At 48.0% G+C, this 13,454-nt stretch carries 12 protein-coding genes and 1 pseudogene; 10 read left to right on the top strand and 3 right to left on the bottom strand.

All coding sequences use genetic code 11. The features are described from left to right. The first annotated feature begins 103 nt into the window (after nucleotides 1-103). Nucleotides 104-2,014, top strand: coding sequence for a 1,4-alpha-glucan branching protein GlgB (glgB, locus tag K0036_RS18340; protein WP_044954952.1), 1,911 nt, complete (start codon nucleotides 104-106; stop codon nucleotides 2,012-2,014). Nucleotides 2,015-2,106: 92 nt separating this feature from the next. On the opposite strand, the gene K0036_RS18335 is transcribed toward glgB, so the two are convergent. The 3 genes from K0036_RS18335 to trmB form a co-directional block, all read right to left on the bottom strand. Continuing rightward, a complete protein-coding gene (locus K0036_RS18335) occupies nucleotides 2,107-3,339 on the bottom strand; it encodes a DUF1002 domain-containing protein (RefSeq protein WP_220430360.1) in 1,233 nt (410 codons plus the stop codon). Nucleotides 3,340-3,481: 142 nt separating this feature from the next. After that, nucleotides 3,482-3,805, bottom strand: coding sequence for a thioredoxin family protein (locus K0036_RS18330; protein WP_025641150.1), 324 nt, complete (start codon nucleotides 3,803-3,805; stop codon nucleotides 3,482-3,484). A 213-nt stretch (nucleotides 3,806-4,018) separates the two neighbouring features. Further along, nucleotides 4,019-4,687, bottom strand: coding sequence for a tRNA (guanosine(46)-N7)-methyltransferase TrmB (trmB, locus tag K0036_RS18325; protein ID WP_220430359.1), 669 nt, complete (start codon nucleotides 4,685-4,687; stop codon nucleotides 4,019-4,021). A gap of 204 nt (nucleotides 4,688-4,891) precedes the next feature. Between trmB and K0036_RS18320 the strand changes: the two genes are divergently transcribed. The 9 genes and pseudogenes from K0036_RS18320 (at nucleotide 4,892) to K0036_RS18280 (ending at nucleotide 13,420) form a co-directional block, all read left to right on the top strand. After that, on the top strand, nucleotides 4,892-5,203 hold the full coding sequence (locus K0036_RS18320; RefSeq protein ID WP_220430358.1) for a hypothetical protein: 312 nt from the start codon (nucleotides 4,892-4,894) through the stop codon (nucleotides 5,201-5,203). 3 nt (nucleotides 5,204-5,206) lie between these two features. Then, nucleotides 5,207-6,253: a V0D/AC39 family V-type ATPase subunit gene (locus tag K0036_RS18315; RefSeq protein WP_025641157.1), complete on the top strand. Its 1,047-nt coding sequence runs from the start codon at nucleotides 5,207-5,209 to the stop codon at nucleotides 6,251-6,253. Next, nucleotides 6,250-8,194: pseudogene (locus K0036_RS18310) on the top strand (V-type ATP synthase subunit I). The gene K0036_RS18315 and the pseudogene K0036_RS18310 overlap by 4 nt, the downstream one beginning before the upstream one ends. Before the next feature lie 25 nt (nucleotides 8,195-8,219). Further along, entirely contained in the window at nucleotides 8,220-8,654 is a 435-nt protein-coding gene (locus K0036_RS18305) for an ATP synthase subunit C (RefSeq protein WP_004606607.1), read from the top strand. 1 nt (nucleotide 8,655) lies between these two features. Continuing rightward, on the top strand, nucleotides 8,656-8,964 hold the full coding sequence (locus K0036_RS18300; protein WP_006443480.1) for a V-type ATP synthase subunit F: 309 nt from the start codon (nucleotides 8,656-8,658) through the stop codon (nucleotides 8,962-8,964). Between the two features lie 45 nt (nucleotides 8,965-9,009). After that, complete coding sequence (locus tag K0036_RS18295) at nucleotides 9,010-9,597, top strand: V-type ATP synthase subunit E (protein ID WP_025641162.1); 588 nt, start codon at nucleotides 9,010-9,012, stop codon at nucleotides 9,595-9,597. Then, nucleotides 9,551-11,362 carry a V-type ATP synthase subunit A gene (locus K0036_RS18290; RefSeq protein WP_220430357.1) on the top strand — a complete coding sequence of 604 codons (1,812 nt, stop codon included), beginning with the start codon at nucleotides 9,551-9,553 and terminating at the stop codon, nucleotides 11,360-11,362. The genes K0036_RS18295 and K0036_RS18290 overlap by 47 nt, the downstream gene beginning before the upstream one ends. A 14-nt stretch (nucleotides 11,363-11,376) precedes the next feature. Next, nucleotides 11,377-12,765 (top strand): V-type ATP synthase subunit B, encoded by a 1,389-nt coding sequence (locus tag K0036_RS18285; protein ID WP_220430356.1) that lies wholly within the window; start codon nucleotides 11,377-11,379, stop codon nucleotides 12,763-12,765. 37 nt (nucleotides 12,766-12,802) lie between these two features. Further along, nucleotides 12,803-13,420: a V-type ATP synthase subunit D gene (locus K0036_RS18280; protein WP_025641166.1), complete on the top strand. Its 618-nt coding sequence runs from the start codon at nucleotides 12,803-12,805 to the stop codon at nucleotides 13,418-13,420. Nucleotides 13,421-13,454: the final 34 nt, after the last annotated feature.

The raw sequence follows: 13,454 nt of genomic DNA, 5'->3' as shown, positions 1-13,454 counted from the left end.
AAAGCAGGGTTTTGGCAAGCAAGATTTGTCAAAACCCTTTCTTTTTACCCTTCCGTAAAGTATAATATTAGTAAATTGCAGCAGGAATGTGAGGGGTGAAGATATGGCAGAAAAAAAGTTGAAACCATATGAAATAGGCGAACTGGACCATTATTTATTTGGGCAGGGGAATCATTATGAGATATACAAGAAGCTGGGTGCCCACAAGGTAAAGAATGGGAAAAAGACGGGCGTATATTTTGCAGTCTGGGCTCCGCATGCACGTTCGGTTTCCGTGGTTGGAGAGTTCAATGAGTGGGACATGGAGGCAAACCCTATGGAGAGGCAGGAGCCTCTTGGCATATATACCTGTTTTGTTCCCGGGGTAGAAGAATATGCCATGTATAAGTATTGTATTGAGACGTACACCGGAGAGTATGTTTTTAAGGCAGATCCCTATGCTAATTATGCGGAATTAAGACCGGGCACCGCATCAAAGGTTGTGGACATCACGGATATGAAATGGACCGACAAGGCCTGGATGGATAGAAGGACTCAGTGGAATCACACAGAGGAGCCGGTATCCATATACGAAGTACACATCGGCTCATGGAAAAGGCATCTGGGCAGGGAGGATGAGGGATTCTATAATTACAGGGAATTTGCGAAAGAGATCGCCAAGTATGTAAAGGACATGGGATACACGCATGTTGAACTGATGGGGATTGCGGAACACCCATTTGATGGCTCCTGGGGATATCAGGTGACGGGCTATTTCGCACCGACTTCCCGTTATGGAACGCCGGAAGATTTTGCATGGATGATCAATTACCTTCATAAGAATAAGATTGGCGTGATCCTGGACTGGGTTCCGGCTCATTTTCCCAGAGATATCCATGGACTGTCCAACTTTGACGGTACCCCTACTTATGAATATGCCGACCCGAAGAAGGGGGAGCATCCGGACTGGGGAACCAAGATATTTGATTATGGGAAGAATGAAGTCAGAAACTTTCTGATTTCTAATGCGCTGTTCTGGATCGAGCAGTTCCATGTGGACGGCCTGCGAGTAGATGCGGTAGCGTCCATGCTCTATCTTGATTATGGCAAGCAGGACGGGCAATGGGTTGCCAACAAGTATGGCGGCAATAAGAATCTGGAGGCGATTGACTTCTTCAAGCATCTGAATTCTGTGGTGCTTGGAAGAAATCCGGGTGCGCTGATGATCGCTGAGGAATCTACGGCATGGCCGAAAGTAACGGGGGACGTAGAAGAGGATGGACTAGGATTCAGCCTGAAATGGAATATGGGCTGGATGCATGATTTTACTGAATATATGAAACTGGATCCTTATTTTCGGAAGGACCATCATAACCAGATGACTTTTGCCATGAGTTATGCATACAGCGAGAACTATATTCTGGTATTGTCCCATGACGAAGTGGTGCATCTGAAATGCTCGATGCTCAATAAGATGCCTGGGATTGGAGCGGATAAGTATTCCAACCTGAAGGCAGGCTATGCTTTTATGATGGGGCATGCGGGCAAGAAACTGCTCTTTATGGGGCAGGAGTTCGCACAGCTTAGGGAATGGAGCGAGGAAAGGGAACTTGACTGGTATCTTCTGGCTGAGGAGGAGCATCTAGAGATGCAGAACTGGGTCAGGGATCTGCTTCACCTCTATAAGCGGAATAAGGCCATGTATGAGCAGGATCAGAGTTGGGAAGGATTTGAATGGGTCAATGCGGATGACGCTTATAGAAGCATCTTCAGCTTTATCCGGCATTCCAAGGATAATAAGAAGAATCTGCTGTTCGTTTGCAATTTCACTCCAGTGGCAAGAGACGATTACAGAGTGGGAGTGCCCAGGAGAAAGCAGTATAAGTTGATTATGAACAGTGACGACGCAAAGTATGGCGGTACAGGGGAAGAGAGGCCGGAGGTCTATAGAGCGGTAAAGAAAGACTGTGACGGCAGGCCATATTCCTTTGCATACAAGCTGCCGGCATATGGAGTGGCGATCTTTGAATTCTAGATAGACGTATCGTGAGCGAATTGGCAAGAAAGAATGTTTGAATAAGAAAAGGGATAGCGGCTTAAAAACGCTATCCCTTCATTCATACTATGCTATTGTGCGGTGCTGCCGTCATCTGGGGTTCCGGAAGCATCGGCGGCGCCTGTATCCGAACTTCCATCAGAGACATCGCCGGAATTATCCGTGTCGTCCAGGCCGGTTCCGTCCTTCGAATCATCTGTCTGCTCGTCAATGGATGTTCCATCGGTAGAATCTGTGGCGTCATCTACGCTGTCTTTTGTATCGCTTACATCTGCGTCATCGTTTGTGCTTTCGTCTTTTGCATCGTCGGCCTCATCATCGCTGCCTCCGAACAGGTCTTTGAAGAATCCTACGATTTTGTCCCAGAAGCTTTCCTTTTCTTCTGTCTGCGAATTGATGGCATCCAGCGTGCTGTCTATTACAGCATCTGCGCCGAGAATGTCATCCTTGGTATCGTTAATGATGCCGCCATCGCCAGAATCACCGGTGAAGAAGCCTTTGATGGAACTCCAGAGTCCTGCGAAGAAGCCTTCGTCCTTGCCTTCCAGATTCTCCAGGGTCTTCTTTAAAGCCTTTACATCATAATCATACTGGGAAATATTCTCCATCAGAGATACAATTTTTGCCATCTGATCGTCGGTAAGGGTGATATTGATGTCCTTCGCGGCATCTTCTACTGCGTCCTTAATGTCGTCGGGATCTGTCAAGCCGTCTTCTATGACGTCTTGTTTCACTTCGTTCATAAGATCTGTGGCTTCCTGCTGCCCGACCTCGTTTGCAAGTTCGCCGGTAGTAACCAGTTCTTCGGTTGCGGCCGCCTTCTGATCTTCACTTAACTTCTCTCCGCTGGCGCTTTCGTAAGCCATCATAATTCCGGTCAATGCTCCTGTGCCGGATACTTCGATGGGAGATGCGGCAACTACATTACAGTTTTCCACGCCGGATGTCAGCAATGTACTGGCAATCATGGAACTTGTCACAAAGGTAAGGTTAGCCACTTTTACCTGGACACCGCCGCTGCCAGTCGGCTCTACATAAGAACAGCTGTATGTACGGGTTCCGATCTGCTCTTCGGATGCGATCCCTTCCATATATTTTCTTTCATCAGCATTGGTAACTTCTATGGTTTCTACCTTGTCCGAGGAGGTCCCGAAATATTCATACATGGACTTCTTCTGTTCGTCCGAGAGATTGGCCCCAAGGGTTACGACTTTGGAGTTGTCTGCTTTTGCTACCATCGGCACGCTGGCACAGGTAAGGACTGCTGCCATCATGACGGGTATGATTCTTTTCATCTTTCTCATAATGCCTGGTGTAATTCACCATGCCCCCTTTTCATTATTCTCGCAAGGGCTGCGGCCCTGATATAAGGCGCGCAGCCTGCGGTTCTTTCATTTATCTCCCCTAATATAACATATCCGGCTATATTTGCAAAGAAAATATGCCTTAACTATTTCTAAAGATTTTCTGTAGTCTCTGCTCGAACTGGACTTCGTCAATAATCCCCTGCATGATGCCAAGCAGCCTGCCATTCTGGAAAAACACGAATGTGGGAACAATATCCGCATCGTATTTGGCGGCAAGAAGTGGGGATTCATCGATTTCCACCTCGCAGAACCGTACTTTATTACGGTACCTGGGTTCGAGTTCCTCAACGATTGGCTTCATCATAGCGCATTTGCCGCACCAGACGGCATAGAACATGACGACTACCGGAAGCGGGCTGTGCGTAGTTTCTGCATCAAAATTTCCTGCTGTTAAATGTAGCATAGTATCAGCCTTTCTTATAGGATCTGTAATCAGCACTTGGGATTCAATGTGTGATACACCTCATCCATAGACTTTTTCAGACAGGACAATTTTTGATTCAGCCCTCTTCTGCGGTAAGTGAATTCACATATTTTGTGCTTCATGCCCTTTTTGTTTCTACGTCCCATATGCTTACTTCCAGACACAAATTCTTCCTTATTAATATATGCAGCCTTATGCCTGGGATTTCCTTTTTGCGATCAACTTGCAGATGGGATTGCCCAGAGAAGAGAATTTTTCCTCATACTCCGTCATAATATTGCCTTGGCTCATGAATTTGTCATGGTGAAGATCATAGGTATAGTTGGCAATCTCGAAGGTGGATGATTCGCCCAGCTGCTCAACGGAGAAATCGAATAGCAGGCGGTTGTCCGTCTTAAACTCGACGGAGCCATCTTCGGCCAGTACCTGGTCATATCTTTCAAAGAATTCTTTGGAAGTGAGGCGCCGCCTTGCGTGCCTTGCCTTAGGCCATGGATCGGAAAAATTCAGATAGATGCGGGAAACTTCGCCGGGGGCGAATACATCCGCGATATCCTGGGCATCCATACAAAGAAAGCGGATATTGCGAGGAGTCTCGGTGCCGAAAGGGATATCCTGGAACTTTTCTACTGCCCGCAGAAGAACGCTTGAATATCGCTCGATTCCAATGTAGTTGATCTCCGGGTGGAGCGAAGCAAGGCTTAAGAGGAACTTTCCCTTTCCCATGCCAATCTCAATGTGGATCGGATGGCTGTTTCCAAATATTTCCTGCCAGGATCCTTTGCGCTCGGTCTCGTTCTTTATGACTTCCGCGCATTGGCTAAGAACGCTCTGCGCGCGGGGAATATTTCTAAGGCGCATGTGTATACCTCCTGTTTTCAAGCATTTATGCATATCTCCTAGTGTATCGTCTTGAGGGGGAAAAGTCAATGTGGGAAAGAGCTGGTTTAGGGTTTGTAATAAAGGCGATTTTTTGTTAAAATTGACTATGGTAATTTAAATAAATAGGAGTATTATTATAGAATAAGTATAAATATATGCAAATAAGCAGGAATGGAGGGGCATATGGACTCTATTATTGAGAAACTGTCTGATATCGAGAATACGGCGGAAGCAATCGTAGAACATGCGGAAGCCCAGAAGTATGAGATCGAGAAGAAGGTTCAGGCAAAGAGAGACCAGTTTGACAAGGATCTGGAGGCCCGGACGCAGAAGAGGCTGGATGAGATACGGGCAGAGGCGGAAGCGAAGATGGATCAGATCCTGGAGGAGCAGCGGGAGAAGAACCGCTCGACAATTGACAATCTGAGGAAAGAATATGAAGAGAATCATAGCGCATATGCCCAGGAGATTTTAAAGCATATTATAGAGGTGTAGAACATGGGGAACGTAATGTCATACAGCGGGATCGTTACAAAGATCCGGGCTATGCAGGCGAAGCTCCTTACCGATAAGGATTTTGAGAATATTGCCAATTTAAGAAGCGTGCCGGAGGCAATCGACTATCTGAAAGAAAAGCCTGCCTATGCGGAGTATATGAATCAGATGGACATCTCCCTGTATCATAGAAGGCATGTGGAGAAGGTTCTGTACCAGTCCTTGTATGATGACTACACAAGGATATTCCGCTTTGCGGGGATGGAGCAGAAGAAGTTCTTAAAGGTGTACTGGAAACGGTACGAGATTGACTTGATCAACTATTGCCTGCGGATCGTATTTAACCATTATGATAAGCCTTTTGACCTGGATTATAAAAAGGAATTCTTTGACAAGTATTCAAAACTTTCCATCGACAAGATGATCACGTCCAAGAACATAGACGAACTGGTGGATAGCCTGAAGGATACGGAATACTATGCGCCGCTTAAGAAACTGAGAGATTCGAATGCGGCCACTTTATTTGACTATAATCTGGCTCTGGATTTATACTATTTTTCCACCATGTGGAGAAAGCAGAAAAAGATTCTGAAGAATAAGGAAAAGGAACTTTTAACAAGGGATTACGGCACGAAGATCGACCTTCTGAATGTCCAGTGGATCTACCGGGCGAAAAAGTATTATCATATGCTGCCTCCGGATATCTATTCCCTGACCATTCCGATCCAGTACCGCTTAAGCATTGCGGAGTTTAAGGGACTTGTAGAGGCTCCGACGCTGGAGGAATTCGAGCATCAGCTGGAAGAGACGTATTATGCAAAAAAGTATCAGCATATGGAAGGAAAGACTCTGGAGCAGATGTATAAGGAATGCCTTATGCATCTGTATATTACTGACCGCAGGCGCGATCCGTATTCTATTGCCACGATAAATACCTACTTATTTTTAAAAGAAGAAGAGATATATAAACTAACAACAGCCCTTGAATGTATCCGTTACGGCTTATCTTCAAGAGAAACGTTAGGATACTTAGGAGGTGTAATTCAATGATTGTAAAGATGAAGTTTTTGAGCATCAGCGGACCCAGGACGGATATTGACCGCGTCTGCGACGTATATCTGTCCAAATACGAGATGCAGCTCGAAAACGCGGTCACAGAACTTAAGACGACAGATAATCTGCTGCCTTTTGTGGAAGTCAATCCTTACAAGGAGCCCTTGGCCAAGGCAGAACAGTTTGCAGCCCTTCTGCCTCCAAGCGATGCAGTGGCGGATTCCATGATGACCCAGGACGAGATGATTGCCATGATCCGGGAGATTAACCATGAATATCTGCAACTGCAGGAGAAGAAAGAACTGCTTAAGAAGAGCAGGGATGAACTAAAGGATAAGTTAAACGTATTGGAGCCGTTCAGACCGCTGGAACTGGATCTTCATAAGGCACTCAGATACCGGTATATGAAGATACGGTTCGGACGGATCGGCGTTGATTATTATAGGAAGCTGGAGAAATATTTGTTTGAGGATCTCAATGCCGTATTTCTGGAGGGAATCCGAAACGAGAATTTTGTCTATGGATGCTATTTTGTGTCGAATGCGGAGGCGAGCAGAGTGGATTCCGTGTTCAATTCCCTTCACTTTGAGCGGATATCCATTTCCGGCGAATATATCGGGACACCCTCGCTGGCTTGCGAAAGCCTGCAGCAGGATATCGACAGCACGAATGAGAAGATCGATGCAGTAGATAAGGAGATCGAGGAACTGATGAGAAGCCATGCCTCCAAGCTGCTGGGAGCACAGAAGCGGCTGGAGGAACTCTCCAATAACTTTGATGTCAGGAAGATGGCAGCGAGGCTGGAAGAAGGAGACAATAAGGAGGACTATTATATCCTCTGCGGCTGGATGGGAGAAGCGGATGTGGCCGCGTTCCTGAAGGAATCTGAAAATGATGACAAAGTGTTCGTGGTAGTGGAAGAGGATCGGGAGAAGTTCTTTGGAGATCCGCCCACAAAGCTTAAGAACCCTAAGTTCTTCAAGCCCTTTGAGATGTTTATACGGATGTATGGACTTCCGGCCCATGACGAGATGGATCCTACGGTCTTTGTAGCCCTGACGTATACCTTTATCTTCGGGGCTATGTTTGGAGACGTTGGCCAGGGCTTGTGCCTGTTTGTCATAGGAGGGCTCGTCTACCTGATCAAAAAAGCGAATCTTGCAGGAATCATTTCCATAGCCGGAATCTTTTCTGCGTTTTTTGGGTTTATGTTTGGAAGCGTATTTGGATTTGAAGATGTTCTGCCAGCCATATGGCTAAGACCAGTGGATGCAATGACGAATCTGCCGTTCATCGGCCAGCTGAATACCGTATTCATCGTGGCGATCGCCTTTGGAATGGCGCTGAATATACTGGTGATGCTGTTCCATACCATCAATGCTATACGGGCGCATGATACGGAAAAATATATGGTTTTCGAATAACGGGATCGCCGGACTTGTATTCTATGGATTCCTGGTACTGACGGTAGTCCTTTATATGACGGGGCATAAGGTGCCGGGCAATATCATGATGGCGGTATTCCTTGGAATCCCCATCCTGCTGTTTCTATTTAAAGAGCCGCTCACCAATCTGGTGACGCGTAACCATAAGAAGCTGGAAGAGGGCAAGGGGATGTTCCTGGTACAGGGATTCTTCGAATTGTTTGAGACGATGCTCAGCTACTTTTCCAATACCCTTTCCTATGTGCGTATCGGGGCATTCGCGGTCAGTCATGCCGCGATCATGGAAGTCGTGCTGATGCTGTCCGGGGCGCAGGATGGAAGCCCGAACTGGATCGGAGTCATCATAGGCAATATTGTCGTATGCGGACTGGAAGGCCTGATCGTGGGCATACAGGTGCTGCGTCTGGAATACTATGAGATGTTCAGCCGGTTCTATAAAGGAAGCGGACGGGAATTCAAGCCATTCAATAATCATAAAAAAGAAAAATTATAATCCAATTACAAGGAGGATATCAATCATGACATTAACGGTAAAACTCTTACTTATCGCAACACTGGTGCTTGGCATCATCATTCCATTTGGCTATTTTCTCATTGGGGAGAAGACGAAGAAGCGGTATAAGCGTGCCATTGGGGCGAACGCTTTCTTTTACTTCGGGGCCTTTGCTATAGCGGCCATCATGATGTTCGCCGGCGACCCGGTAAAAGCCGCGGATACGGCCCAGGCTGCTGCTTCTAATGCTACAGGATTCGGCTACCTTGCTGCTGCGCTGTCCACCGGTTTGTCCTGCGTAGGCGGCGGTATAGCCGTTGCAAGCGCTGCAAGCGCGGCTCTTGGCGCTATCAGCGAAGATTCAAGCGCGCTCGGCAAGTCGCTGATCTTTGTAGGTCTTGCAGAAGGTGTATGTCTGTACGGACTGATCATCTCCTTCATGATCTTAGGTAAACTGTAATATGAAGATGTATCTGATCAGTGATAATATCGATACCCTGACAGGAATGCGGCTGGCTGGAGTGGACGGCGTCGTGGTGCATGAGCGCAACGAACTGCGGGAAGCCATTGAAAATGCCATGAACGATAAGACGGTGGGAATTATTCTGCTTACCGAGAAGTTCGGAAGAGAGTTTCCCGATCTGATTGACGAGATTAAGCTGGAACGTACCATGCCGCTTCTGATCGAGATTCCTGACAGGCACGGAACCGGACGTAAGAAAGATTTTATCACTTCATATGTAAATGAGGCGATTGGCCTGAAACTGTAATGATTATAAAGGGAAACCTATTCCAATAAAAAGAAGGTGACACACTTGACGTTAGAACAGAAGATCGAACATCTTAAGGATGCCGCCATGCAAGAGGCAAGAGCCGAAGGCAATGCCATTATGAAGCAGCATGAAGATGCCTTAGAAGGCGTGTTCGAGCAGCATAAGGCGGAAGCGCTCCGCCAGTCGGAGACCCGCATAAAAGCAGAAGGCATTAATGCCAGGCAGCAGCTGAATATGGCGATGTCCAAGGCCCAGCTGGAACTTAAGAGGGAATTGAGCAAGACTCAGAAAGAACTGAAAAAAGAACTGTTCCAGGAAGTTGACGAAAAGGTGCAGGAGTATATGAAGACGGAAGATTATAAGCATCTTCTGGTTGCGTACATTGAGAAGGCTGCAAGATTCGCAGGCGGGGAAGCCATGACTATATATATCAATCCTACGGATGCCGATAAAAAGGAGTATCTGGAGGAACATACGGGCATGACGCTGACCATAAGCAAAGAGGATTTTATCGGAGGGGTGCGCGCAGTCATCCATGAGCGTAATATTCTGATCGACCGCGCATTCAAGGGCGCGATAGACAATGAGTACCACAAATTCGTATTTAAGGGAGGTGCGGGAGTTGAATAGTGTAAAGACTGGAAAGATCTACGGCATCAATGGCCCCGTTATCTATCTGAAAGGCAAGACTGGATTCAAGATGTCAGAGATGGTGCATGTGGGGAAGGAAAAGCTGGTAGGCGAAGTCATTTCCCTGGATAAGGATCTGACAACAATCCAGGTATATGAGGAAACTTCCGGCCTTACGCCAGGGGAAGAAGTGGAGGCAACGGGTGCCGCAGTATCAGTTACGCTTGCTCCCGGTATCTTGAACAACATATTTGACGGTATTGAGCGGCCTTTGGAGAAGATTGCCGATTCTGGCGGAGCGTTCATTACCCGAGGCGTCAGCGTAGATTCCCTGGATACGCAGAAATTGTGGGATACTCACATTACCGTGAAGCCAGGCGAAGTTCTACATGGAGGTACGGTAATCGCGGAGGTTCAGGAGACGCATGCGATCCTGCATAAATGTATGGTGCCGCCGGACCTGGAAGGTACGGTAATCTCGGCTGTTCCGGATGGCCAGTATACAATTAAAGACGTGATCGTGACGATGGAACTATTGGATGGCAGCAGGAAGGAATTGACCATGACGCAGAAGTGGCCAATCCGCGTGCCCAGGCCGGTACACCACAGATATCCGGCCAGCGTGCCATTGATTACCGGCCAGCGAATACTGGACACCATGTTCCCGATCGCCAAAGGAGGCACAGCGGCAATCCCTGGGGGATTCGGAACGGGAAAGACGATGACCCAGCATCAGATCGCAAAGTGGTCTGACGCGGATATTATCGTGTACATCGGCTGTGGCGAGCGTGGCAACGAGATGACGCAGGTTCTGGAAGAATTCTCCCAGCTGGTGGACCCGAGAACAGGCAACCAGTTGATGGACCGGACGACGCTGATCGCCAATACGTCCAACATGCCGGTGGCGGCCCGCGAGGCTTCTATTTATACAGGGCTTACGCTGGCGGAATACTACCGGGATATGGGATATGACGTGGCGATTATGGCAGACTCTACCTCCAGGTGGGCGGAGGCTCTGCGAGAACTGTCCGGACGTCTGGAAGAGATGCCGGCGGAAGAAGGATTCCCGGCATACCTGGCATCCCGCCTTTCTGCGTTCTATGAGCGGGCGGGCATGATGCAGACGCTGAATGGATCGACCGGATCCGTATCTATTATCGGCGCAGTATCCCCGCAAGGCGGAGACTTCTCCGAGCCAGTTACGCAGAATACGAAGCGATTTGTCCGATGCTTCTGGGGGCTGGATAAATCTTTGGCTTACTCCAGGCATTTTCCGGCAATCCACTGGCTGTCCAGTTACAGCGAATATCTGAATGACTTAAGCGGCTGGTACTCCGATTATGTATCGCCGAAGTTCGTAGATTACAGGAACCGCCTGATGGCTCTTCTAAATCAGGAGAGCAGCCTGATGGAGATTGTAAAGCTGATCGGAGGGGACGTTCTTCCGGATGACCAGAAACTGGTACTTGAGATTGCAAAAGTCATACGGTTGGGATTCCTGCAGCAGAATGCGTTCCATAAGGACGATACCTGCGTGTCCATGGAGAAGCAGTTCAAGATGATGGATGTGATCCTGTATCTGTATAAGAAGTCCAGACAGCTGGTGGCTATGGGAATGCCAATGTCGGTATTGAAGGCGGAAGGCATATATGAAAAAGTGATTGCTATCAAGTACGATGTGCCGAATGACAATCTGCAGCTGCTGGATCTATATAAAAAGGATATTGATGATTTCTACCATCGCGTGATTGAGAAGAATGCATAAGGGAGGGAGCGGACATGGCAATAGAATATCTTGGACTAAGCAATATTAACGGCCCTCTCGTTGTCCTGGAAGGCATACAGGATGCCTTTTTCGACGAGATTGTAGAGTTCGTGGTAGAAGGCAGCACGAGAAAGATGGGCCGTATCGTAGAATTGGACGAAGACAAGGCTATTATACAGGTATTTGAAGGGACGGAGAATATGTCTCTTACCAATACTCATACGAAACTGACCGGGCATCCGATGGAAGTTGCGGTATCGCCGGATATGCTGGGGCGTACGTTTAACGGAATCGGGGAGCCGATTGACGGGCTGGGACCGATTACCTCGACGGACAGGCGGGATGTAAACGGGCTCCCTCTGAATCCGGTTCGTCGGGAATATCCGAGGAACTATATCCGTACGGGCATATCCGCGATTGATGGGCTGACGACATTGATCCGTGGTCAGAAACTGCCAATATTCTCTGGAAATGGCCTTCCTCATGACCAGCTTGCCGCGCAGATAGTAAAGCAGGCATCGCTGGGAGACAATGCGGAAGGAGAGTTCGCGGTGGTATTCGGAGCGATGGGCGTAAAACATGATGTCGCCGAGTTCTTCCAGAAGACTTTCGAGGAAAGCGGCGTGTCTGATCACGTCTGCATGTTCCTGAACCTGGCCAATGACCCGGTAGTAGAGCGTCTGATCACGCCGAAGGTAGCGCTGACGGTTGCCGAGTATCTGGCATTCGAGTGTAATATGCACATCCTGGTCATCCTGACGGATATGACTTCATTTGCGGAGGCGATGAGGGAGGTGTCATCCTCGAAAGGAGAGATTCCGTCAAGAAAGGGATATCCGGGCTATCTGTACAGCGAACTGGCCACCATATATGAGTGTGCGGGAATTGTGGAAGGGGCGAACGGCTCGGTGACCCAGCTTCCGATTCTGACCATGCCAAATGACGACATTACCCATCCGATTCCTGATCTTACCGGGTACATTACGGAAGGCCAGGTGGTTCTGGATCGTAGCCTGCATGGCCAGGCAATCTATCCGCCCATCAGCATTCTTCCGTCGCTGTCCCGCCTTATGAAGGATGGGATCGGAGAAGGATACACGAGGGAGGACCACCAGGATCTGGCAAACCAGCTCTTCTCTGCCTACGCAAAAGTAGGCGAGGCCAGGAATCTGGCTTCTGTTATCGGAGAGGATGAATTGTCTCCTATCGATAAGCAGTATCTGAAGTTTGGAGAGGAGTTCGAACACCGCTATATCGGCCAAGGACCTACCGAGAACCGTACAATTCAGGATACCCTAGATCTTGGGTGGGAACTTTTAGGACTACTACCAAAAGAGGAACTGGACCGTATCGATACGAAGATGATCGATAAGTACTATCCGAAAGAGGCGCAGGAGGCTTAAGGATAAAGCGATATTTTGACAGAAAGGAAGTCGGTATATGGATCCCCGGGAATTTCCAACCAAAGGAAACTTAATGCTTGCGAAGAATTCGCTTGCCCTTGCCCACCAGGGATATGACCTGATGGATAAGAAGCGCAACATTCTGCTGAAAGAGTTAATGAGCCTGATAGATGAGGCCAAAGATATACAGGAACAGATCGATACCACCTTTACTAAAGCCTATGCATGCCTGCAGAGAGCCAATATAGAGCATGGAATCAGCAAGGTTCAGGAACTGGCATTTACCGTCCCGATCGAGGATTCCATCCGGATCCAGACTCGCAGTATCATGGGGACGGAGATACCATATGTGAAGTATGACGCGAAGCAGAATGACCTGACCTACTCATTCAGTACGACGCATGAGTCTATTGATATTGTCCGTGAGGCATTCCGTGAGGTAAAGGATCTGACCATCAAACTGTCGATGGTCGAGAACGCGGCATACCGGCTGGCGACGAACATCAAGAAGACCCAGAAGCGTGCCAATGCGCTTAAAAATATTACTATCCCTATGTACAGCAATCTGGTATATACGATCAATAACGCACTGGAAGAAAAGGAAAGGGAAGAATTCACGCGGCTGAAGGTTATAAAGAAAATGCAGGGCAAATAAGAAGCATATTGATGAAAGAGACGGTCTATAGGCA

This window comes from [Clostridium] scindens (genome assembly GCF_019597925.1).
GTDB lineage: Bacteria > Bacillota > Clostridia > Lachnospirales > Lachnospiraceae > Clostridium_AP.
The sequence above is the reverse complement of the archived record's forward strand: the minus strand, read 5'-3'. Positions and strand labels throughout refer to the sequence as shown.

Bases quoted from the DNA above. Each gene is read 5' to 3' on its own strand.
- K0036_RS18335 (WP_220430360.1), bottom strand. From the start codon at position 3,339: ATGAGAAAGATGAAAAGAATCATACCCGTCATGATGGCAGCAGTCCTT.
- K0036_RS18280 (WP_025641166.1), top strand. From the start codon at position 12,803: ATGGATCCCCGGGAATTTCCAACCAAAGGAAACTTAATGCTTGCGAAG.
- K0036_RS18315 (WP_025641157.1), top strand. From the start codon at position 5,207: ATGGGGAACGTAATGTCATACAGCGGGATCGTTACAAAGATCCGGGCT.
- K0036_RS18300 (WP_006443480.1), top strand. From the start codon at position 8,656: ATGAAGATGTATCTGATCAGTGATAATATCGATACCCTGACAGGAATG.
- trmB (WP_220430359.1), bottom strand. From the start codon at position 4,687: ATGCGCCTTAGAAATATTCCCCGCGCGCAGAGCGTTCTTAGCCAATGC.
- glgB (WP_044954952.1), top strand. From the start codon at position 104: ATGGCAGAAAAAAAGTTGAAACCATATGAAATAGGCGAACTGGACCAT.
- K0036_RS18305 (WP_004606607.1), top strand. From the start codon at position 8,220: ATGACATTAACGGTAAAACTCTTACTTATCGCAACACTGGTGCTTGGC.
- K0036_RS18320 (WP_220430358.1), top strand. From the start codon at position 4,892: ATGGACTCTATTATTGAGAAACTGTCTGATATCGAGAATACGGCGGAA.
- K0036_RS18290 (WP_220430357.1), top strand. From the start codon at position 9,551: ATGAGTACCACAAATTCGTATTTAAGGGAGGTGCGGGAGTTGAATAGT.
- K0036_RS18330 (WP_025641150.1), bottom strand. From the start codon at position 3,805: ATGCTACATTTAACAGCAGGAAATTTTGATGCAGAAACTACGCACAGC.
- K0036_RS18285 (WP_220430356.1), top strand. From the start codon at position 11,377: ATGGCAATAGAATATCTTGGACTAAGCAATATTAACGGCCCTCTCGTT.